Source organism: Aeromonas media, from assembly GCF_000819985.1.
GTDB lineage: Bacteria > Pseudomonadota > Gammaproteobacteria > Enterobacterales > Aeromonadaceae > Aeromonas > Aeromonas media.
In genome coordinates, this window is sequence record NZ_CDBZ01000194.1 from 1 (window position 1) to 20,773 (window position 20,773).

Here is a 20,773-nt window from a genome sequence, read left to right on the forward strand (position 1 = left end):
ACTGATGCGTCAGCCCTGCCTTGAGCGGCCTCTGGCTGCGTGACTGCAAGGCCGTGCTATCGCCACCGCAGTTGGCGCGAGTCGCCGAACTGGGCAGCCAGGTGCTGACTGACGAGGCGATCCGGCTGCGTACCCTGACCTCGCTGAGCCTGATCGATAAAGAGGGACGACTCCACGACATGGCGCCCGTCATCAACCTGCTCGGGGAGCTCGCCTTGCCAGAGCGAGCCCTGGCCGGGTTGGCAGGCGTCGAGTGGCCGGGGCGGCAGCTGGTGACGGTGGAGAACAAGGGGGCTTTCGTGGACTATCCGCTGCAGCCAGGGGAGTTGTTGCTCTATGTGCCGGGCCGCAACACCGCCCTGGCCAAGAAACTGCTTCCCCTGTTGCCAGAGCGCCTCCCCTGGGCCCACTTTGGCGATCTGGATCAGCGGGGGCTGGAGATCGCCGCCGAACTGGCCCAGGCCACCGGCCGGCCCCTGGCGCTCTGGTTACCCGGCAATCTGGCCGATTATCTCCCTCACTATGCCCGCCCCCTAAGCCTCCCGTCGGCAGGATCGCAGAGCAAGATCCCCTGGCAGAGCAATGCCTGGGAGAGGGTATCCGGCTCCGCATTGACAGAGGCGCTCAACTATTTAGCCCTGAACAAGTGTTGGCTGGAACAAGAAGTGCTGGTGACCGCCAGGCACTGGCAGTCATGGCCATTGGAGTGAATATTGGCGTCATCGAGAAACAAAGAACCGCCGTCAGGCGGTTCTTTTCATGGTGCTGCGTTAACTTCCCGACCGATGGTATCCAGACAGGCACCCGTATCGGCTCAGGGTCGACCGCTGAGCAAGATGGCGCCGCCGAGGGTGATGAAGAGCGTGCCTGTGATGCGGCCGAACAGACGCTGGCCGCTCCCCGGCTTTAAATAGTTGCCGGCGCGTCTGGCCAGGGCTACATAGCAGAGGTGCACCAGGCTGACGATGGCACAGATGGTCAGGTACATGATGAAGAACTGGATGGGCAGCGAGCTTTGGTGATCGAGAAACTGGGGCAGCAGCGCGCACAGGAAGATGATGGTCTTGGGATTGCTGGCCGACACCAGAAAGGCTTCCCGCAGCAGGGAGCCGTTGCTCCGTGATGGAGGACTGACGCCAACCCGTTGCGCCTCCTGACTCCCCGAGCCGGTCGCCCGCAGCGACTTGTAGCCGAGATAGATCAAGTAGCCACCGCCCGCCAGCTTGAGGGCGAGGAACAGGGGCGGCAAGGTCTGCAGCAGGGCCCCTACACCCATGGCAACCAGAAAGATGAGAATGCCCTGACAGAACAGATTCGCGCCTATGGTGAGCAGGGCCGGACGCCAGCCGAGCTGCAGGCCGTTCTTTACCACCAGCAGCACATTGGGCCCCGGGGTCAGGGTTGCCAGCAGATAGGCCAGCAGAAACAACATCCATGTATCCAGACTCATGATATCTCCTTCGTAAAGAGCACATCATGCTCCGCCCCAGGGGCCGCGTCCAGTGGCTGCTGCCGCCAGGATGTGGCTGTTTTTCAGGTGCTTAGCCAAGCGCCAGTCCACTGAGGGAAAGGGACGTCTGGAGACGTTGCCTGACTGGCGCAATAAAAAACCGCCCTCGGGCGGTTGATTTATGCTGCCGACCCTTATTTCAGGGCTTTCTTCAGTTTCTTGATCTTGCCTTCGTGCTTGGCAATCTTCTCCTGGCGGGCGGCGATTTTCTTCTTGATATCTTTCTTGCTGGCTTTGGCCATAGGTCGTGCTCCTTGTTTCAAGCGGACATCATGGGGTCATGATGTTCAGGATCTGTCCATGTGAAGAGCCCAGAGTGCCACATGAATTCCATCCGGGCCAGTGCTTCAGGGTGCCGGGAGTGGATCATCCTCTGACGGAAAATACGGCAAAGGGGTGGCTCGCTCATCGGGACTGGTTTGCAGGATAGCCCAGTTTCCCCGCTGCTCCACTGTGGCCGCGCCGACTTAGGCTTTGGCCCGGCAACAAAAAAGCGCCCCCGGGGGGCGCTTCTTGCATCATTCAAACCACAGGCCGAGGGGATCAGGCCTTCTTCAGGTAGGCCGCGACCAGCACTATCTGCACGCCGTTGACCTTGCCTTCGATGTGCAGCGGGTTGTTGGTGAGGCGAATGCCCTTGACCAGAGTGCCGCGCTTGGCGGTGAAGCCGCCGCCCTTGACCTCCAGATCCTTGATCAGGGTGACGGAATCCCCCTCCTGCAGCACGGCGCCGTTGGAGTCGACGGTGGGCACGCTGTCGTCATCGTCACTTGCGCTGCCCGCCTCGGCCCAGGCCTTGGTCTCTTCTTCCATGTACATCATATCCAGCATGTCCTGGGCCCAGATCTCGCCCCGGGCGGACAGGGCTTTAAGCTGGCGCCATGCCATCACTTGCACCGCCGGCACCTGGCTCCACATGCTGTCACCCAGGCAGCGCCAGTGGTTGACCTCGGTGGTGTCCGGCTGCTCTAGTTGGCCACGGCAGGTGGAACACAGCACCACGCTGTGGTCATCGTCACTGGCGGGGGAGTGTGGCACCGGGAAGGCAGTCAGCGCATGTTCTGCGCCACACAGCTCACACTTGGCGTCCGCACGCGCTTGCAGGATGGCATTGATGGTCATGTTTTGGTTCCGTTCATATGGGTAAAACGACCCGCGTGGGCGAGTCGCGCTAATGAGGGGGCGGAATATAGCACAAGTCCCTGCTTTTTGTCAGGCTACCAGCAAGGGGTGGGCGGATACGCTGGCGAGTGCTTTTTGATGGCAGATCGCTAGAATGAGCCTCCCTTTTGGATAGCAGGACAAGCTCACCGTGCTGGCTCACCGTTTTCGACAACTGGACTGCTTGCTGACCGACGAGAGACGCTGGTGGCAATATCAGCCCTATCATCATCTGAGCCTGGCCTTCGCCGATGAGGCCCCCGAGCTTGCCGCCTGCCTCAATGGCCTCGACCTTGACGAGATAGCGCGGCTCGACGCCGACATGGGCGCACTTTGCACCCTGCTTGCCCCCTGGATCCCGGCAGGGGCCGAGCTCCATGCCCTGAGCGAGCTAGACACCTTTGTCCCCGAACCCATTCACTGCGCCAGGACCATGGCGATGTACATGCCGGGGCGCAAACAGGCGCAGATAGAAGCCTTCACCGGCTGCCTGCCCACCCATCAGGGCCCCTATCTGGAGTGGTGTGCCGGCAAGGGCCACCTGGGGCGCCTGGTCTCTCTGCACCGGGGGGCCGAGATCCTGAGCCTCGAATTGCAGCGCACGCTCTGCGAGGAGGGGCGACAGCTCGCGGCGCGCGATGGTGCCCGCATGCAGTTTGTGGAGGCCGACGCCTTCGCCGCCGAGTCGGGGGCGCTCATCGCCCCGCACCATCACGCCATGGCGCTCCATGCCTGTGGTGAGCTGCATACCCATCTGCTGGAGCAGGTGGCCGAGCGCGGTGCCCGGGGCGTGACCCTCTCCCCCTGTTGCTATCACCTGATCCGCACCTCTCATTACCGTCCCCTGTCGCAGGCCGCCAAGGCCAGCACCCTGCACCTTGGCAAGAGCGACCTGAAGCTGCCGCTGCAGGAGACGGTGACCGGCGGCGCCCGCATCTTCCGCCTGCGCGAGCAGGAGGTGATCTGGCGTCTCGCCTTCGATTGCCTGCAGCGTGAGGTGCGCGGGGTGGATGAGTACCTGCCGGTGCCCAACCTGCAAAAGAGCCTGCTGGCGGGCAGTTTCGAGGCCTTCTGTGACTGGGCCGCCGAGCGCAAGGGGATGGTGCTGCCTGGGGGGATAGACCATGGCGATTTTCTCGCCAGAGGGGAGCGGCGCTTTGGGGACGTCGCCCGCATGGAGCTGGTGCGCCATCTGTTTCGCCGTCCGCTGGAGATCTGGCTCGCCCTGGATCGCGCCCTCTTCCTCGAGGAGCAGGGCTACCAGGTCGAGCTGGGGACGTTTTGCGACAAACCCATGACACCTCGCAATCTGCTGATCCGGGCGGTGCGCGTTCAGACTGCATGAAGAGCGAGCGTAATGGGGTCAAAATGAGGTTGTAATACAGCTTCATATGAGCTCAGAGTGAAATGGCTCACAAAATCGCCAAACTCTTAATTCTTGTCGTGAATTTAGTTGTCAGGATGCCTATGCTCGCCCTGACATTTTCAAGACAAGGATGGTTACCCATGTTCATGCTCAAGCGCACCGCCTGGCTGGTTGCGGGGCTCTGCGCCTCGCCAGCTTATGCGGCCATGACTATTCAGTCCGACCCACAAAATAGCGGTGGCTATGTGATTGCCGCCTCCGATGTAGCGGCCGTTGAAAAGGCCAAGACGGCCAACCCCATGTATGGCATCTGGTCAAAGGCATTGGCCACCCGCCCCAACATCCTGGTGGAGGCGATTGTGCCGAGACGAGCCGACAACCCGGACAACGTCAAACGGGTCGAGCGGGTATTTACCGAATCGGACTGGGACTTTCTGACCCAGATGGCGGCCCCTGAATATACCTATGAGCGCTTCTTGCGGGCGGTCGGCAAGTTCTCCGCCTTCTGCGGCGACTACACAGACGGGCGCAATGCGGACGCCATCTGCAAAAAATCCATCGTCACCGCCTTCGCCCACTTTGCCCAGGAGACGGGCGGCCACATCGCCAGGGAGAATGTCTCCGACAACCCGCTGGGGCTCGAGGAGTGGCAGCAGGCGCTGGTGCATGTGCGCGAAATGGGCTGGGCCGAGGGGCAACTCGGCTATACCACCGGCTGTGGCCAGAATGACTGGCAGAACAGGAAATGGCCCTGTAGCACGGGGCAGGGCTACTTTGGCCGTGGTGCGAAACAGCTCTCCTATCACTTCAACTACGGCGCCTTCTCCGAGGCGATGTTTGACAGCAACGCCACCGTGCTGCTGAACAACCCCGGCCTGGTGGCCGACTCCTGGCTCAACCTCGCCTCCGCCATCTGGTTCTTCCTGACGCCGCAAGCCCCCAAACCCGCCATGTTGCACGTCATCGACAGAACCTGGGTGCCCTCCCAGCGCGAGATTGCGGCCGGCATCGGTTATGGCTTTGGTACCACCATCAACGTCATCAACGGTGGCATAGAGTGTGGCGAGCAGAATAAGAACAAGGGGCAGCCGGTCAACCGCATCCGTTACTGGGAAGGGTTGGCCGCCCATTACGGGATCCCGCTGCTCCCGGACGAGAAGAACACCTGCTGGCAGCAGACGCCCTATGGCAGCCTCAACCTGAACGGCGCCACCGACGTGCTCTACACCAACTGGGACGGCAACTGGAAATATTATGCCGGCAGGCCAGGTGGCTACTCGTTCGAGTGCGAGCTGGTGGGATTTCAGACCGCCTATTCGGCCCTGGTGCCGGGGGATTACGAGAAGTGCGTGACCAACGTCTACGGCTCCCACGCCAGCTGGCCCAAAGTACGGGTGGTCGCCAAACTCGATCCTCCGCCCGTCGATCCGACCGACCCGCCCGTGGGGAATGTGCCCGCCTGGGAAGCCAGCAAGGTCTACACCGCCGGCAACAAGGTGAGCCACAAGGGTGTCATCTATCAGGCCAAGTGGTGGACCCAGGGCAACGAGCCGGGCAAGGGAGACCCCTGGGCGCCGGTGACCTGATCCCGGCGAGGGCGCGTCATCGGTCATGATGGGGAAGGGGGGATGGGCCTCTCTTCCCCTCTTTCATGGGGGGCCGGCGCAAGGGGCCTATGACGGGCCCGCAGGCCCATGGAACAAGTCGAGGGTGTTCGGGTGCTTATCCCGCACAGAGGAGTGACACATGAATATCGCCATCCACTTTGAAATCCCGGTGCAGGATCTGGAGAGGGCCATCCGCTTCTATGAGGCGCTCTTCGAGATAGCTCTCGAGCGGGCGCACATAGATGGCAACGAGATGGCGTTGTTTCCCCTCGATGAGCAGGCGCCCGGCTGTTCCGGCGCCCTGGCAAAGGGAGAGAGTAATGTGCCTAGCCTGGACGGCACCCGGGTCTATCTGAAGGTCGCGGACATAGCGCTGGCAATGGCCCGGGCGCTGACAGCGGGAGGGACGTGTCTCTATCCCGTTACCCGGGTGAGCGAGCGGATCCGGGTGGCCGAGCTCAGGGATCCCGAAGGCAATCGCATCGCCCTGCAGGAGCAGAGCTGAACCTGATGCCGATGAGGGCATCCCTCGATGGGCTCGCCTGCCAGGTGGGGGTAGATGCCCCCTCGGCAGTGGCGAAACCCGGGGTGAGCGGCTACTCATATGATGCTAAATGCGGCCGGCATCCTGCTGGCTCGCACCTTGAAGAGAGGAGCTGGATATGCAAGGAACCTGTCTGTGCGGCGGTATCACCGTCTCGAGCGGCGATCAGAACGAGGTGAGCCTGTGCCATTGCGCCATGTGCCGGCGTTGGTCGGGTGGGCCCATGTTCGCGGTGCATGGTGGCAAGGGGGTCAGTTTCAAGGGGCTCACCCCTGTGGCCTACCGTTCGTCGGAATGGGCGGAGCGCGGCTTCTGCCCCACCTGTGGCACCCACCTTTTCTACCATCTGTTGCCGACGGACGAGTACATCCTCTGTGCCGGCCTGTTTCAGGAACAGGGGTTCGAGCTCACCGGGCAGATCTTCATCGATGAGAAGCCTGATTTTTATGCGCTCAAGAATGACACCCCGACCCTGACCGGGCAGCAGGTGTTCGAGCAGTTCGCCCCCAAGCCCTGAGCCCGTCGCTGCGCCGGCAGTGTCGGCAAAACCCCAAGGAGATCGGCATGGATGAGCAACAGAAGGTGAGGGGGCCTGCCTCCTATTTTCCCTCCATCGAGAAAACCTATGGGCAGCCGATTGCCCACTGGCTGGCCTTGCAGGCGGGACGGGAGGAGCGCAAACACATGGCGCTGGTGGCCTGGCTCAAGGCCGAGCACGGCATGGGACACGGCCATGCCAATGCTCTGGTGGCCCACCATCTGGCGCAGGGTTGAACCGCCCGTATCGGCCCTGGTTGCTTTCGTGTGTCAGGGCTTTCGACCACTGCTGATGAAGCAAGGATGAAAGATGGAACTGGTGGTGATCCGCCATGACGAAACCCGGGCCAATGCCGAGGGGCGCTATCTGGGGGCGTTGGATATGGGGCTCAACGAAACCGGATGGGAGCAGGTCGGCACGTTGGCGCAGGAGTTCGTCAGGGAGACGCCGTTTCAGCGCCTGTTGAGCTCCCCCCTGTTGCGTGCCAGACAGAGTGCCGAAGTGATTTCCCTTGCCCTGGCATTGCCCGTTCAGGTTATCCCGGCCTTTCGTGAGCGGCACGTAGGGGTGTTCGAGGGACTGACGCAGGCAGAGGCGAGGATCCGTTACCCCGAGCTCTGGGCGCGCAACATCACCCGTCGTTGGGACGAGGCACCCACCGATGGTGAGTCGCTGGATGCCGTGATCGCACGGGTGTCGTCAGGGTTGATCACGCTCGCCGATGAGGCGCGGGACGAGCGGGTATTGCTGGTGGCACACGGGGTGGTGGCCAAGGTGATCCGAGCCCTCACGAGCTCAGGTTTTGCCGACTTCTTCGAGTGGCAACTGCATAACGGCGGCAGACTGGTGGCCAATATTCCCCAGGCTCAGTCACCGATCCGCTTTCACCGCCCGGTTGGGCAGGATTAACCCGCGCCCTGTTCTGCGCAGGCGGGGGAAGCCACCACGGGCACCACCGTCCACGAACGCCATCGCGCTTAACATGGGTATCGGGGATCGATTCAAGAGGAGGAGAGAGATGAAGATAAGCGTCAGTGTCCGGGTCGAACGGCCAATCGCTTTGGTATGGGAGGGGTGGAACACCCCCGCCAGCATCATGGCATGGAATGCCGCCTCCCCCGAGTGGCACTGCCCCGGCAGCCGGGTGGATCTGCGGATAGGCGGGCGTTTCTGCCACCGTATGGCCGCCCGGGATGGCAGCATGGGGTTCGATTTCGAGGGCACCTTCACCGAGGTGGTGCCGCCAACCTCCCTGGGTTACGTTATGGACGACGGCCGGACCGTCAGGGTGAGGTTCGTGGAGGAACAGGGAGGCACCTGGGTGCACGAGGAGTTCGACGCCGAATCCGAACACAGCGGCGAGCAGCAGCGTGCCGGCTGGCAGAGCATACTCGACAACTTCAAACGCTATATGGAAAGCGCGCCCTGAGGCGTGCGTTTCGATCGACTATTTCCTGCCCGGTGCCGGGCTACTCCTCGATATCCAGCAGCACCAGGATGGCGCTCTCGCCCCCCCATTCCCGCGGGGCCTGATGGAAGGCGCGCACATTGGGGTGCTGGGCCAGCCAGCTCGGGATGCGCTGCTTGAGCACATGCTTGCCGATGCCGTGCATCACGGAGGCGACGTGAATGTTCTCTTTTTGGCACAGGGTGAGCAGGGCGGCCAGCTCCTGCTTGGCCTGGAGCTGACTCATGCCATGGAGATCCAGATAAATCTCCGGCGGATAGAGGCCGCGCTTGAGCTTTTTCAGCTCGAATTTTGACACGTCTTCACGCACAAAACGGGTCGGGCCCTCTTCGTCCAGATGAGGCTGGTACTCGTCGCTGAAAAAGTGGTCAACCCCAAGCTTTTCGCGGCTTTCACGCAGTTCGCGTTTCTGCTTGACCGGGCTTGAGGAGGCCCTTATGGTATCTTGCTTAATTTTCCGGGTACCTTTGACAGCATCACGAAACAGCAGGCTTTCCTCGTCTGTGGGTGAGGGCGTTTTTTTCATCAGGTACTCGTCTTGCTCGCTGTATAGAATTCTCGGGCCGGATATTACTCGACTTGGAGGTGGATTTGGACAAGATATTTATCGACGAGGTGGTTGCCGAAATGCACACCATCCAGGACATGTTGCGCTGGGCCATGAGTCGTTTCAATGACGCCGGGATCTTCTACGGACATGGTACCGACAACGCCTGGGATGAGGCCGTGCAACTGGTGCTGCCCGCGTTACATCTGCCGCCAGACGTTGATCCTGGCATGCGCCACTCCCGCCTGACCACCAGCGAGCGCCACCGCATCGCCGAGCTCATCATCCGCCGGGTGCAGGAGCGGGTGCCTGCCGCCTACCTGACCAACAAGGCCTGGTACGCGGGTTGGGAGTTCTACGTGGACGAGCGGGTGCTCATTCCGCGCTCCCCCATCGCCGAGATGGTGGCCAACCGTTTCTCCCCCTTCCTGAAAGAGGAACCGACCCGGATCATGGACTTGTGCACCGGCTCCGGTTGCATCGCCATCATCATGGCCCATGAGTTCCCCCATGCGGAAGTGGATGCCATCGACATCAGCGTCGATGCCCTCAATGTGGCCGAGCGCAACATCAACGACCACGGCCTGGAGCAGCAGGTCATCCCGATCCGCTCCGATCTGATGCGCGATTTGCCCGCCGGCGACAAGTACGATCTCATCGTCTCCAACCCACCCTACGTGGACTCCGAGGACATGTCGGATCTGCCGGAGGAGTTTCGTCACGAGCCGGAGCTGGCCCTGGCGTCGGGCTCCGATGGCCTCAAGCTCACCAAGCGCATCCTTGCCAATGCCGCGGACTTCCTCAAGGATGACGGCGTGCTGGTGGTCGAGGTGGGCAACAGCATGATCCACCTGGAAGCCCAGTTCCCCGAGGTGCCCTTCACCTGGGTCGAGTTCGAGAACGGCGGTCACGGCGTCTTCGTGATGACCAAGGCAGAGCTCGAGCAGTACCAGGCCCATTTCGCGATTTACAAGAGCTAAGCAGCAAGGAGCACCCATGGCAGGGAACAGTTTTGGCCAACTCTTTCGGGTCACCACCTTTGGCGAGAGCCACGGCCTGGCGCTTGGCGCCGTGGTCGACGGCTGCCCCCCCGGGCTGGAGATAAGCGAAGCGGATCTGCAAATCGATCTGGACAGACGCAAGCCCGGCACCTCCCGTTACACTACCCAGCGCCGCGAGGCGGATGAGGTACGGATCCTGGCCGGGGTGTTCGAGGGACGCACCACGGGCACCTCCATCGGACTGCTCATCGAGAACACCGATCAGCGCTCCAAGGACTACTCCGAGATCAAGGACCTGTTCCGCCCGGGCCATGCCGATTACACCTATCACCAGAAGTACGGCCAGCGTGACTACCGCGGCGGCGGCCGCTCCTCGGCCCGCGAGACCGCCATGCGGGTGGCGGCGGGGGCCATCGCCAAGAAGTACTTGAAGCAGATGCACGGCATCGAGATAGTGGGTTTTCTCTCCCAGCTCGGTCCCATCAAGGCCGAGGCGTTTGACCAGAGCCAGATCGAGCAGAACCCCTTCTTCTTCCCTGATGCGGGCAAGCTGGAGGCCCTCGATGAGTACATGCGGGCCCTGAAAAAAGAGGGCAACAGCATAGGCGCCAAGGTGGCTGTCATTGCGCGCAACGTGCCGGTGGGCTTAGGGGAGCCCGTGTTTGACCGCCTCGACGCCGACATCGCCCACGCCATGATGGGCATCAATGCGGTGAAAGGGGTCGAGATAGGTGACGGTTTCGCCGTGGTGGAGCAAAAAGGCTCGGAGCATCGCGACGAGATGACCCCGGCCGGCTTTGCCAGCAACCATGCGGGCGGCATTCTGGGGGGCATCTCGTCCGGTCAGGATATCGTGGTGAGCATGGCGCTCAAGCCCACCTCCAGCATCACTGTGCCGGGCAAGACCATCAACACCAGCGGCGAGGCCACCGAGATGATCACCAAGGGTCGTCACGATCCTTGTGTCGGCATCCGTGCGGTGCCCATCGCCGAGGCCATGCTGGCCCTGGTGCTGATGGATCACCTGCTGCGCCATCGTGCCCAGAACCAGGGTGTGCATACCCAGACCCCGCTGCTGCGCTGATCCGCAAACAGCGCTGTTAGCTGATCACCATGCTCGGCAAAAAGGCGACCCCAGGGTCGCCTTTCTCGTTTGTCCGGTGTCGTCAGGATCAGTCCTGAGTGCTTTCCTCCCGGGGCTGGCTGCCATCGAAACGGCACTCCGGCGGGGCAAATGCCGTGTCCAAAGGGGAGAGGGTGGCGATGGCCGCATCGATGCGGGCGAGCTCCTCTTCGCTGACCGTCTCCCTGGCCAACATCAGGCTGACCGGCTGCTGGTGCAACAGTACCTGACACGAGGTGAACCCCTCTACTCCTAGTTGGGCCAGCCGATGCCGGGCGTATTGCCACTCGATGATGACCCCATCGAGTCGCCGCGCCAGCAGGAGGGCGATCAACCTGTCGTCCGAGTTGTATTCGCTCGCCTGCCGAAGGGAGGGGCAGGCGTCGCTCAGGGGCAGGGGACGGGTGCCCCGCAGCTTGCCAAGGCGCAGCCCGGTCTGCTGGCACAGGTCCGCAAGGTGCGTTATTCCCTGCCAGCGATCGGTGCTCCCGGGCGCAGGCTTATGGCTGAGCAGCACGAAGCTGGCGCGCCGGTACGGGGCCGAGAAGCGGGCAAAACGGGCCCGCTCCGGGGTCTTCAGGGCCCCCATGGCGACATCCAGTTGCTGGCGTGCCATGAGGTGAAGGGCCCGGGCCCAGGGGAGGTTGCGAAACGCGGGCTCAAGATCGGCGCCACGGAGGATCTGGCGGGTCAGTGCCACGTCCAGCCCGCCGAGTTCGCCATCGGCCTCGATCTGGCTGAAGGGGGGCCAGTGGCTCCAGGCCACCGACAGTGTCTCTTTGGCGCCCAGAGGCAGGTTCGGTGCGAACAGCAGGCCGAGGCTCAATGCGCAGTGAATAGCGGTCTGGATATGTTTCCTGATCAAGCAGAACCTCCCTGTTCTGTGTCGTGGATCCCTGAGTACGTGTCCCAAGGTGGGACGGGCCCTGGCGAGCGCCATCATCGCCATTCTGCCCCGCCATAGTGGGCTTTTCCACCCAGGCTGGGAGGCGTATCACATTTTTCTCGTGTAACGGCGCCAACTCCGTTAGACTGCGCCTCTATTCTTTCCCCTTTGCTCTGCTCCCCGGGGAAATCGTTGTTTTCTCTATAGGCCCAGATCCTGTGAGATGGCATCGGCTCAGCAGAGGAGCCCCACCACAGATCCCCGGCGCCCCTATCCCTAGCAGGTAACTATGAGTTTTACTTCCCTCGGTCTGGCCGAACCCTTGTTGCGTGCCGTTGCCGAGCAAGGCTACGACACCCCGTCTCCCATCCAGCAACAAGCGATCCCGGCCGTCCTGGCTGGCCGTGACCTGATGGCCGCCGCCCAGACCGGGACCGGCAAGACCGCAGGCTTTACCCTGCCGATGCTGCAGCGCCTCACCGAGAGCAAGCGCAAAGTATCCCCGAACCGCATTCGCGCCCTGGTGCTGACACCAACCCGCGAGCTGGCCGCCCAGGTGGGCGAGAGCGTGCGCAATTACGGCAAGCACCTGCCGATCCGCAGCCACGTGGTCTTCGGTGGCGTCAGCATCAACCCGCAGATGATGGCAACCCGCCGTGGTCTGGACGTGCTGGTGGCCTGCCCGGGCCGCCTGATGGATCTCTACAACCAGAACGCCGTCAAGTTCGACGAAGTCGAGATCCTGGTGCTGGATGAAGCGGACCGCATGCTCGATATGGGCTTCATCCGCGACATCCGCCGCATTCTGGCCCTGTTGCCGAAGAAGCGCCAGAACCTGCTGTTCTCCGCCACCTTCGCCGAGGAAATTCGCGAGTTGGCCACCGGCCTGCTGGATAACCCGGCGGTGATCGAAGTGGCCCCGCGCAACAGCACCGCCGAGCGTATCGAGCAGCTGGTGCACCCGTGCGACAAGGCCAACAAGATCGCGCTCTTGAGCCACCTGGTCACCAGCAACGACTGGCAGCAGGTACTGGTGTTCACCCGCACCAAGCACATGGCCAACCGTGTTGCCGAGACCCTCGACAAGAACGGCGTCAGCGCCGCCGCCATCCACGGCAACAAGAGCCAGGGTGCTCGTACCCGCGCCCTGGCCGGTTTCAAGGAAGGTAGCGTCAAGGTGCTGGTCGCGACCGACATCGCCGCCCGTGGTCTGGACATCGACAAGTTGCCGCAAGTGGTCAACTTCGAGCTGCCGAACGTGGCGGAAGACTATGTGCACCGCATCGGCCGTACCGGCCGCGCCGGCGCAGCCGGTCACGCCATCTCCCTGGTCGCCGCCGATGAAGGCAAGCTCATCAAGGCGATTGAGCGTCTGACCAAGCAGAACATCCCTTGCGAGCAGGTGGCCGGTTTTGAAGCCTCCCGCGAGACCCTCGACAACATCGCTCGTGGTATCGGCGCGCCGCTGCGCAAAGAGCCCCGCGATCCGAGCGAGCAGCGCCGTGCGCCGCGTCCGCAGGGTCAGGGCCAGCGTCAGGGTGCCGGTCGTTCTGCCTCCAATGGCAATGCAGGTGGTGCCCGTACCGGTAACGGTGGCAAACCCAAGCCGCAAGGTGGTCAACGTCCCGCCGATGGCGCCGCCAAACCGGCCCAGGCTCGTCGTCCCCGCCGCGCCAGCCACAACCAGTAAGCGGCTCGGGAGCCAGGCTCCCCAGTTATTCGCTGATAAAAAAGCCCCGCCATTCTGGCGGGGCTTTTGTTTTTCTGGCCGGCAGTGAAATTGTCAGGGAATGATTGCCGTGATCAGGATATGAGCCGCGCACACCAGGATCACGCCGAAGGTCAACCCCATCCCCACCACCCGGTAGCGGAAGTTCTCCGGTGTGCGGCTCATGCCAAAGGCGTGACAGAGGCGACCACACAGCAAGCTGGCCCCCAGCAGATGGATGAGCCAGGGTGTCTGGCTGGAGGTTTCGACAAAATAGATCAGCAGCAGGGCCAGGGGAACATACTCGGCAAAGTTGGCGTGCACCCGCATGGCCCGCAGCATGGCGGGATCATCGCCATGCCCCAGCGCCACTCCCCGACGGTGGCGGGTGCGAATGGTACGCTCGCCGAGCAAGACAAAGAGCAAGGCGAGCAGGGCCGCGTAGATGGGCACTATGGTCATGGTATCTGGCTCTCGAGTGGATGTGTTTGCCTGGATATTGCTTGGCGCCTCAATGGCTTGCCTCTGAGGGTAGCAGCAGGATGTGGCGAATGGCACAACCAGCTGCTGAGGGCGCCTGGGACCAGATCACAAAAAGCCCCGCCAACTTATGCTGGCGGGGCTTTTCAATGTGGGGCATTGGATCAGAGCGCGGGCAACATGCCGAGGCTGACGCTCACCTGGACGCCGACGATCAGCACCCCCATTGCACCGGCGAGACCGAGCGCAACCACGCCGCCCGGGACCCGGTAATGGTGCGCCTCGGCCTGCTTGCGGCTCTGCCATACCAGAGCCACCGGCAGCAGCACCGCCAGCACCGCCAGGGCGATGGCGGCATAACCCAGCGCCATGATGAAGCCCTGCGGGAAGTAGAGGGCAAACAGCAGGGGCGGCACGAAGGTGATCATGCCGGTCTGGCTGCGGCCCTGCCAGTTGTCCTTGCGGTGGGTCACCTTGGCCATGAAGTCAAACAGCCCCAGCGTCACCCCGAGGAAGGAGGTGGCGAGCGCCAAGTCAGCAAAGAGATGCATAGCCTGATTGAAGGCGGGCCGGTTCACCAGGTTGCCGACGCTGGCAAGCAGGCTGTCGAGCGCCCCGCCGGTCTGGATCAGGCTCTGCTGGCCGAGCAGGCCCAGGATCGCCACCTGCCACAGCACGTAGAGGATAAGCGGCAGGGCAGAGCCCCACACGAAGACTCGGCGCAACTGCTTGGGGCAGTCGCCGAGGTAGAGCATGACGCTCGGGATGGAGCCGTGGAAACCGAACGAGGTGAAGATGACCGGCAGCCCCGCCAGCAGCAAGCCCTGGCCGAGCGGCATGGAGAGCAGGTGCTGCCCCTCGGCGCGGGGCAGCAGCAGCGCCAGCACCCCTACCATGATCACCAGTTTGACGGTGAACATCAGGCGATTGAGGTAATCCACTTGCTTGGTGCCCACACACACCATGCCGCCGAACAGCAGGGTGAAGGCCCAGGCCGCCTGCTCCTGGCTGACGGTGGTGCCCGCATCCGCCAGCGCCTGGGCCAGCAGGCTGCTGCCGCCGCTGATGTAGGCGGAGGCCAGGGAGTAGAACAGCATCAAAATGCAGAAGGAGGCGATGCGCTTGCCCCAGGGGCCGAGCAGGTGATCTGCCAGTTGGTGCAGGTACCACTTGCCGGTATTGAGGCTGGCCTCCACCTGCAGCATGGCGGTGAAGGCCATCAGGGCCCAGAGCCCGATCATCAGCGCCAGGGTGGCGGGGCCGCCCAGAGACGAGGAGGCCAGTGGCAGGGCCAGCATGCCGGCGCCTATGGTGGTGCCGGCGATCAGCAGCGTACAACCCAGGGTTTTGGTATTCATGGTGTGCATCCAGATAGAGAAACTGCGTAGTAAAAAAAGCGTGCCAGTGGCGGTGTCAGCCAGGTGCCTCCGGGGGCGGGACAGGAGGCTAGCAATATCGGAGTGGACGCATCGTTACGAAAAATCCGTGGGTTGTAAAAGATGGTTGCCACGTTAACGGATCAAAAAAGTGGAAACAAGCCTGTAAAGGCGGATTTTGTACTGCGAGGTGGCAATAGGTGGAAATAAAAGATGACAGCAGACGGTGTTGACTGGTGGAAAAGCGCGCCGGCGTGGCAGGAGAGCGCCGGCACGTGAGGGGCGTCAGCGGCGACGCTTGAGGGTGCGGCTCACACAGTGCAGGCCAGCGCGGTAGTGGCCGTTGATGGCCTCGAAGGCGAGGGCAAGGGCCTGGGCAGCCAGGGCGTCGTGCTGCTGGGGCAGGGAGTTGATGCCAAAGGGGAGGAAGTCCAGCAGCCGATCGTCCCCGAAGGTGGCCATGGCAATCTGGCTCATGTCGGCCTCCTGCTCCAGCAGATAGTCGAGCACCCCCTCCATCAATATGTAGGAGGTGGCAACCAGCGCCTCGGGCAACTGGTCGAGGCGCTGGTGCAGCTCTTTGATCAGGCGATAGCCCTCGGCGCGGGAGAAGTGGGCCCCCTCGCAGACATGGGGTGTCAGCAGGGCGGCGCTGGCGTGGCTGCTCAGCGCCTGCTCGAAACCGGCGCGGCGCTCCTGGCTGATCGTGAGGCCTGGCAGCGCGGTGATCAGGGCCACATGGCGAAGGGTGGCGGTGAGCAGGGAGGCGGTGAGATCGCAGCTCGCCTTCTGGTTTTCACTCGCCACAGTGATGAAGTGGTCGGCGGCCAGGGCCCGATCGATGGCCAGGATTTGCACGCCATGAGCTTGCTGCTCCCGATAGAAAGGGTCCGCCGGCGGCAGGCAGCTCGCCACCAGCAGCGCATCCACATGGCGGCTGACCAGCATTCTGGCCAGCTCCTTCTCGGTATCCGGCTCGTCTTCCGAGCAGACGATCAGCAGCTGATAGCCCTGAGCTCGCGCGCCCTGCTCGAGGCGCTTGGCGAGCTTGGCATAGCTGGCATTCTCAAGGTCCGGCAGGATGAAGCCCAGGGTCCTGGTCTGGCCGCCGCGCAGGGAGGCGGCGCGGCTGTCCGGCTGATAATTGTGGGCATGGACCACGGCCATCACCTTGTCACGGGTGGCCTGGCTGATGCGATATTGATCCGCCTTGCCGTTGATCACATAGCTGGCGGTGGTACGCGAGACACCGGCCAGGGCGGCGATTTCATCCAGTTTCATCATATTGGCTCTGTTTGAGTTGCAAGGCCCGCGATGGTTTCAGGTGGGGGCACCGAAAAGTGTGCGCGGGATCATATCATTGAAAAGCACTCTCCGTGGGATCTTGAACAATTGGCTGAAACGATTCAGTCTTAGTGTAAGTGAAACGATTCAGCTTGTCAGTAAGCGATGAATGTTCGACCAGGAAATGCCGAGATGGCCTACCAGGGGGGAGATTCCCGTCTATTGTCAGCAGGCAAATTACCCGAAATCCAAGTTGAGTTGAGCCGGTGTGCCGCGAGGCGAAGCCGGACCTGATGGAGAATCTCTATGTTGAAGTTGGCGCGACAGCAAATCCTGCTGGGACAATCGGTGGCGACCAAGGCGGACGCCATCGCCCTGCTGGCAGGCAAACTGACCGACGCGGGTCTGGTGGAGGCCGGTTATGTGGACGGCATGCTGGCGCGGGAAGCCCAGCACGCCACCTACCTTGGCAGCGGCATCGCCATTCCCCACGGCACCACGGACACCCGCCATCTGGTCAAGAGCACAGGTGTCATGGTGGCCCAGTTCCCTCAGGGGATCGAATGGGATGAGGGGCAGATTGCCTATGTGGCCATCGGCATCGCCGCCAAGTCGGACGAGCATCTGGGCATCTTGCGCCAGCTCACCCATGTGCTGGGTGACGAGCAGGCTGCCGCGCAATTGAGAGAGGCCACCGATGAAGAGACCATTATCAACATCCTGACCGGTGCAAGTGCGGCGAAAGAGGTGCAATTCTTGACCCTGGCGGACTTCCCGGCCGACGATCGCGACCAGCTGCTGCTGGGGGCTGCCGCCCGCGCCAAATCTGCCGGTTGGGGTGAGGCCGCCATGGTGACCTCTCTGCTGGCAAGCGAGCCCGCCTATCTGGGGGATGGCGTCTGGCTGGCCCGTGCGCAAGCGGCCCAGACCGGCTGGGTGCTGGCGACCCCGAGCAGCACGCTGACTGCGGGTGAACTGCCGCTCAGTGCCCTGCTGCTGCTGTGTGCCGTAGATAGCAGCCATCTGCCCCAACTGGAGAACCTGGCCAAGCTTGCCACCGCCGGTCAGCTCGGAACGCTCGCAGGGAGCGACGGTCTGGCCATGCTGCAGGCAGGTCCGGCGAGCGGTCTCTCCGACACCTTCACCATCATCAACCCCCATGGCCTGCACGCCCGTCCGGGCGCCATGCTGGTCAAGGTGGCCAAGGAGTATGCATCCGACATTCGCGTGGCGAACCTGGATGGCAGCGGTGAAGCAGTCTCCGCCAAGAGCCTGATGAAGGTCATCGGCCTGGGGGTCAAGTGCGGTCACCGCCTCGCCTTCCGCGCCGAAGGGGCCGATGCCGAGGCGGCCCTCAAGGGGATAGGCGAGGCCATTGCCGCTGGTCTGGGCGAGGGGGCGCACTGATGGACATCGTTACCATCACCCTCAATCCGGCGCTGGATCTCACCGCCCGCCTGGGCGCCATGAGCCTCGGCGAGGTGAACCTGGTGAGCGAAGCCAACTTGCGCGCCGCGGGCAAGGGGATCAACGTCGCCATGGTGCTCAAAGACCTGGGCCGTGACGTGGGCCTGACCGGCTGGCTCGGCGAGGACAACCAGCAGAGCTTCGTCTCCCTGTTTGAAGCGCGGGCCCTGGACGATCATTTCGTGCGCGTGGCAGGCAGCACCCGGATCAACGTGAAGATCTCCGAGCAATCGGGCCGGGTCACGGATCTCAATCTGCCGGGGCTCACCGTGCATCAGGCGGAAGTGGCCGCGCTGGAGGCCGAGATAGAGAAGCTGGCGCCGCGCGCCGACTGGTTCGTGCTGGCGGGCAGCCTGCCCAAGGGCGTCGAGCCTGGCTACTGCGCCCGTCTCATCAGCCTGCTCAAGGCCAAAGGCAAGCAGGTGATCTTCGATTGCAGCGGCGTGGCCCTCACCGAAGGGATCAAGGCTGCACCGACCCTGGTCAAACCCAATCTGGAGGAGCTCAGCCAGTGGGCCGGTCGCTCTGTCGAGACCCTCGCCGAGCAGGCCGAGTGTGCCCGTGCCCTGCAGGCCGCAGGGATCCCCCATGTGGTGATCTCCAATGGCGCTGACGGCCTGGTCTGGTTTGGCCCCGATGCCACCTGGCAGGCCATTCCGCCGCGCATGCAGGTGGTCAGCACAGTCGGTGCCGGCGACTCCCTGGTTGCGGGATTGGCCCATGGCCTGAGCCTCGGCTGGGCGCCGGAGCAGACCCTGCGTCTGGCCACCGCCGTCTCGGCACTGGCGGTGAGCCAGGTGGCGGTCGGCTTTGACGATATCAAGGTACTCACCCCCTTACTCGAGCAGGTGCGCGTGCAGCGTCTGGATGACCTGGCACCGGCTCAATCCAACCCCCTTTCGATGACACACTCAGGAGATGCCCAATGAAAGCAATTCTGGTTACGGCTTGCCCGGCGGGCATTGCCACCAGCTTTCTCGCTGCAAAACGGATAGAACAGCAGGCCAAACTGGCGGGCTGGGAGCTCACTCTCGACGTCGGCTCCAGCGTACAACCCCGCCAGGTTCCCTCGAAAGAGCAGATTGCCGCCGCCGAAATGGTGCTGGTGGTGGCAAGCGCCCCGGTAGATCTCGCCGCCTATGACGGCAAGCGCCTCTATCAGGGCAGCATGGATCTGGCGCTGCAGGATCCTGCCGCCCTGCTGGAGGCCGCCGCGAGCGGTGCCAGCCTCTATCGCCACCAGGCCGCGCCCGCCGTTGCCAATGCCGCCGCCAAGGCGGCCAGCGGTGCCAAGCGCATCGTTGCGGTCACTGCCTGTCCGACCGGGGTGGCCCACACCTTCATGTCGGCGGAAGCGCTGGAGACCATGGCCAAGCAGCTGGGTCATCAGATCCGCGTCGAAACCCAGGGCTCGGTCGGTGCCCAGAACGCTCTGACCGCGGACGAGATCGCCGCCGCCGATCTGGTGTTCCTCGCCACCGACATTGAGGTGGACATGGCCCGCTTCGACGGCAAGCCCGTCTATCGCACCAGCACGGGCGCTGCCCTGAAGAAGACCCGCGCCGAGCTAGACAAGGCGTGGACAGAGGCGAAGACCTATCGTCACAGCGGCGCTGCCGCGGCCAAGAAAGAGGAGAAGGCTAGCCCCTACAAGCACCTGCTGACCGGTGTCTCCTTCATGCTGCCCATGGTGGTGGCCGGTGGCCTCATCATCGCGCTCTCCTTCATCTTCGGTATCGAGGCGTTCAAGGAAGAGGGGACGCTCGCGGCGGCCCTGATGAAGATCGGCGGCGGCTCCGCCTTCGCCCTGATGATCCCGGTACTGGCCGGTTACATCGCCTACTCCATCGCCGACCGTCCGGGTCTCGCCCCCGGCATGATTGGCGGTATGCTTGCCAGCTCGCTCGGCGCCGGTTTCCTCGGCGGCATAGTCGCCGGTTTCCTCGCCGGTTACAGTGCCAAGTACCTGAGTGACAAGGTGCGCCTGCCGGTGACCCTGGAAGCGCTCAAGCCCATCCTCATCATTCCATTGGTGGCCAGCCTGTTTACCGGCCTCGTCATGATCTACGTGGTAGGCGGCCCGGTGGCCGGCATCATGAATGCCATGACCGAGTTCCTGAACAACATGGGCTCCGCCAACGCCGTGCTGCTGGGTGTCATCATCGGCGCCATGATGTGTTTCGACATGGGGGGTCCGGTCAACAAGGCGGCCTACGCCTTCGGGGTCGGCCTGCTCGCCTCCAAGACCTATGCCCCCATGGCTGCGGTGATGGCCGCCGGCATGGTGCCGGCCCTGGGGATGGGGATCGCGACCTTCCTGGCCAGCAAGAAGTTCATCAAGGCGGAGCAGGAAGCGGGCAAGGCCTCCTTCGTGCTGGGTCTGTGCTTCATCTCCGAGGGGGCCATCCCGTTTGCGGCCAAGGATCCGATGCGGGTCATCCCGGCCTGCATGGTGGGTGGTGCCCTGACCGGTGCGCTCTCCATGCTGTTCGGCTGCGAACTGGTGGCGCCCCACGGTGGCCTGTTCGTGCTCTTCATCCCGAACGCCATCAGCAACGTGCTGATGTATATCGTGGCGATTGCGGCGGGATCGCTGTTGACCGGCGTCTCCTACGCCATGCTCAAGCGCGGCGAGGAGCAGGCCAAGCTGGCAACGGCCTGACTGGCATCCATCCGATGAATGACAAGGCGGCCTGCGGGCCGCCTT

The 20,773-nt window shown here is 63.1% G+C and carries 21 protein-coding genes; 14 read left to right on the forward strand and 7 right to left on the reverse strand.

Annotated elements, in window-relative coordinates; translation table 11 throughout:
* Nucleotides 1–20 precede the first annotated feature (20 nt).
* Nucleotides 21–710, forward strand: a complete 690-nt coding sequence (locus BN1127_RS16400) for a Wadjet anti-phage system protein JetD domain-containing protein (protein ID WP_231557511.1) — start codon at nucleotides 21–23, stop codon at nucleotides 708–710.
* Nucleotides 711–814: 104 nt separating this feature from the next.
* On the opposite strand, the gene BN1127_RS16405 is transcribed toward BN1127_RS16400, so the two are convergent.
* Both BN1127_RS16405 and BN1127_RS16410 read right to left on the reverse strand, forming a co-directional pair.
* Nucleotides 815–1,450, reverse strand: a complete 636-nt coding sequence (locus tag BN1127_RS16405) for a LysE family translocator (protein WP_042650140.1) — start codon at nucleotides 1,448–1,450, stop codon at nucleotides 815–817.
* A 603-nt stretch (nucleotides 1,451–2,053) separates the two neighbouring features.
* Nucleotides 2,054–2,632, reverse strand: a complete 579-nt coding sequence (locus BN1127_RS16410; protein ID WP_005326054.1) for a PhnA domain-containing protein — start codon at nucleotides 2,630–2,632, stop codon at nucleotides 2,054–2,056.
* Between the two features lie 190 nt (nucleotides 2,633–2,822).
* On the opposite strand from BN1127_RS16410, the gene BN1127_RS16415 reads away from it, so the two are divergent.
* The 7 genes from BN1127_RS16415 to BN1127_RS16445 all read left to right on the forward strand — a co-directional run bounded on the left by BN1127_RS16415 (nucleotide 2,823) and on the right by BN1127_RS16445 (nucleotide 8,155).
* Nucleotides 2,823–4,016, forward strand: a complete 1,194-nt coding sequence (locus BN1127_RS16415) for a methyltransferase (protein WP_042650141.1) — start codon at nucleotides 2,823–2,825, stop codon at nucleotides 4,014–4,016.
* Between the two features lie 161 nt (nucleotides 4,017–4,177).
* Nucleotides 4,178–5,623, forward strand: a complete 1,446-nt coding sequence (locus BN1127_RS16420; protein WP_042650163.1) for a chitinase — start codon at nucleotides 4,178–4,180, stop codon at nucleotides 5,621–5,623.
* Between the two features lie 160 nt (nucleotides 5,624–5,783).
* Nucleotides 5,784–6,149, forward strand: coding sequence for a VOC family protein (locus tag BN1127_RS16425; protein ID WP_042650142.1), 366 nt, complete (start codon nucleotides 5,784–5,786; stop codon nucleotides 6,147–6,149).
* A 157-nt stretch (nucleotides 6,150–6,306) separates the two neighbouring features.
* Nucleotides 6,307–6,705 carry a GFA family protein gene (locus BN1127_RS16430; RefSeq protein WP_042650143.1) on the forward strand — a complete coding sequence of 133 codons (399 nt, stop codon included), beginning with the start codon at nucleotides 6,307–6,309 and terminating at the stop codon, nucleotides 6,703–6,705.
* A 47-nt stretch (nucleotides 6,706–6,752) separates the two neighbouring features.
* Nucleotides 6,753–6,962, forward strand: a complete 210-nt coding sequence (locus tag BN1127_RS16435) for a DUF4287 domain-containing protein (protein WP_042650144.1) — start codon at nucleotides 6,753–6,755, stop codon at nucleotides 6,960–6,962.
* A 73-nt stretch (nucleotides 6,963–7,035) separates the two neighbouring features.
* Nucleotides 7,036–7,635: a histidine phosphatase family protein gene (locus BN1127_RS16440; protein WP_042650145.1), complete on the forward strand. Its 600-nt coding sequence runs from the start codon at nucleotides 7,036–7,038 to the stop codon at nucleotides 7,633–7,635.
* Between the two features lie 109 nt (nucleotides 7,636–7,744).
* Nucleotides 7,745–8,155 (forward strand): SRPBCC family protein, encoded by a 411-nt coding sequence (locus tag BN1127_RS16445; RefSeq protein WP_042650146.1) that lies wholly within the window; start codon nucleotides 7,745–7,747, stop codon nucleotides 8,153–8,155.
* Between the two features lie 40 nt (nucleotides 8,156–8,195).
* On the opposite strand, the gene smrB is transcribed toward BN1127_RS16445, so the two are convergent.
* The gene (gene smrB, locus BN1127_RS16450) at nucleotides 8,196–8,720 is read right to left on the reverse strand and encodes an endonuclease SmrB (protein ID WP_042650147.1); all 525 of its coding nucleotides are present in this window, start codon (nucleotides 8,718–8,720) and stop codon (nucleotides 8,196–8,198) included.
* 65 nt (nucleotides 8,721–8,785) lie between these two features.
* Here smrB and prmB point away from each other — a divergent pair, with 65 nt between their 5' ends.
* The gene (prmB, locus tag BN1127_RS16455; protein WP_042650164.1) at nucleotides 8,786–9,721 is read left to right on the forward strand and encodes a 50S ribosomal protein L3 N(5)-glutamine methyltransferase; all 936 of its coding nucleotides are present in this window, start codon (nucleotides 8,786–8,788) and stop codon (nucleotides 9,719–9,721) included.
* A 16-nt stretch (nucleotides 9,722–9,737) separates the two neighbouring features.
* Nucleotides 9,738–10,826 (forward strand): chorismate synthase, encoded by a 1,089-nt coding sequence (gene aroC / locus BN1127_RS16460; RefSeq protein WP_042650148.1) that lies wholly within the window; start codon nucleotides 9,738–9,740, stop codon nucleotides 10,824–10,826.
* Nucleotides 10,827–10,914: 88 nt separating this feature from the next.
* Here aroC and BN1127_RS16465 read toward each other — a convergent pair whose 3' ends face one another.
* Nucleotides 10,915–11,727, reverse strand: coding sequence for a substrate-binding periplasmic protein (locus BN1127_RS16465; protein ID WP_042650165.1), 813 nt, complete (start codon nucleotides 11,725–11,727; stop codon nucleotides 10,915–10,917).
* A 313-nt stretch (nucleotides 11,728–12,040) separates the two neighbouring features.
* Between BN1127_RS16465 and BN1127_RS16470 the strand changes: the two genes are divergently transcribed.
* Entirely contained in the window at nucleotides 12,041–13,441 is a 1,401-nt protein-coding gene (locus BN1127_RS16470; protein WP_005326024.1) for a DEAD/DEAH box helicase, read from the forward strand.
* 93 nt (nucleotides 13,442–13,534) lie between these two features.
* On the opposite strand, the gene BN1127_RS16475 is transcribed toward BN1127_RS16470, so the two are convergent.
* The 3 genes from BN1127_RS16475 to cra form a co-directional block, all read right to left on the reverse strand.
* On the reverse strand, nucleotides 13,535–13,921 hold the full coding sequence (locus tag BN1127_RS16475) for an MAPEG family protein (protein WP_042650149.1): 387 nt from the start codon (nucleotides 13,919–13,921) through the stop codon (nucleotides 13,535–13,537).
* Nucleotides 13,922–14,103: 182 nt separating this feature from the next.
* Nucleotides 14,104–15,297 (reverse strand): aromatic amino acid transport family protein, encoded by a 1,194-nt coding sequence (locus tag BN1127_RS16480; RefSeq protein ID WP_042650150.1) that lies wholly within the window; start codon nucleotides 15,295–15,297, stop codon nucleotides 14,104–14,106.
* Between the two features lie 303 nt (nucleotides 15,298–15,600).
* Entirely contained in the window at nucleotides 15,601–16,599 is a 999-nt protein-coding gene (gene cra / locus BN1127_RS16485; RefSeq protein WP_042650151.1) for a catabolite repressor/activator, read from the reverse strand.
* 306 nt (nucleotides 16,600–16,905) lie between these two features.
* Between cra and fruB the strand changes: the two genes are divergently transcribed.
* From fruB to fruA, 3 genes are read left to right on the forward strand one after another with little or no spacing between them, the layout of a single operon-like run.
* Entirely contained in the window at nucleotides 16,906–18,006 is a 1,101-nt protein-coding gene (gene fruB / locus BN1127_RS16490) for a fused PTS fructose transporter subunit IIA/HPr protein (protein ID WP_042650152.1), read from the forward strand.
* Nucleotides 18,006–18,995 (forward strand): 1-phosphofructokinase, encoded by a 990-nt coding sequence (gene pfkB, locus BN1127_RS16495; RefSeq protein WP_042650153.1) that lies wholly within the window; start codon nucleotides 18,006–18,008, stop codon nucleotides 18,993–18,995. The genes fruB and pfkB overlap by 1 nt, the downstream gene beginning before the upstream one ends.
* On the forward strand, nucleotides 18,992–20,728 hold the full coding sequence (gene fruA / locus BN1127_RS16500; protein ID WP_042650154.1) for a PTS fructose transporter subunit IIBC: 1,737 nt from the start codon (nucleotides 18,992–18,994) through the stop codon (nucleotides 20,726–20,728). The genes pfkB and fruA overlap by 4 nt, the downstream gene beginning before the upstream one ends.
* Nucleotides 20,729–20,773 lie beyond the last annotated feature (45 nt).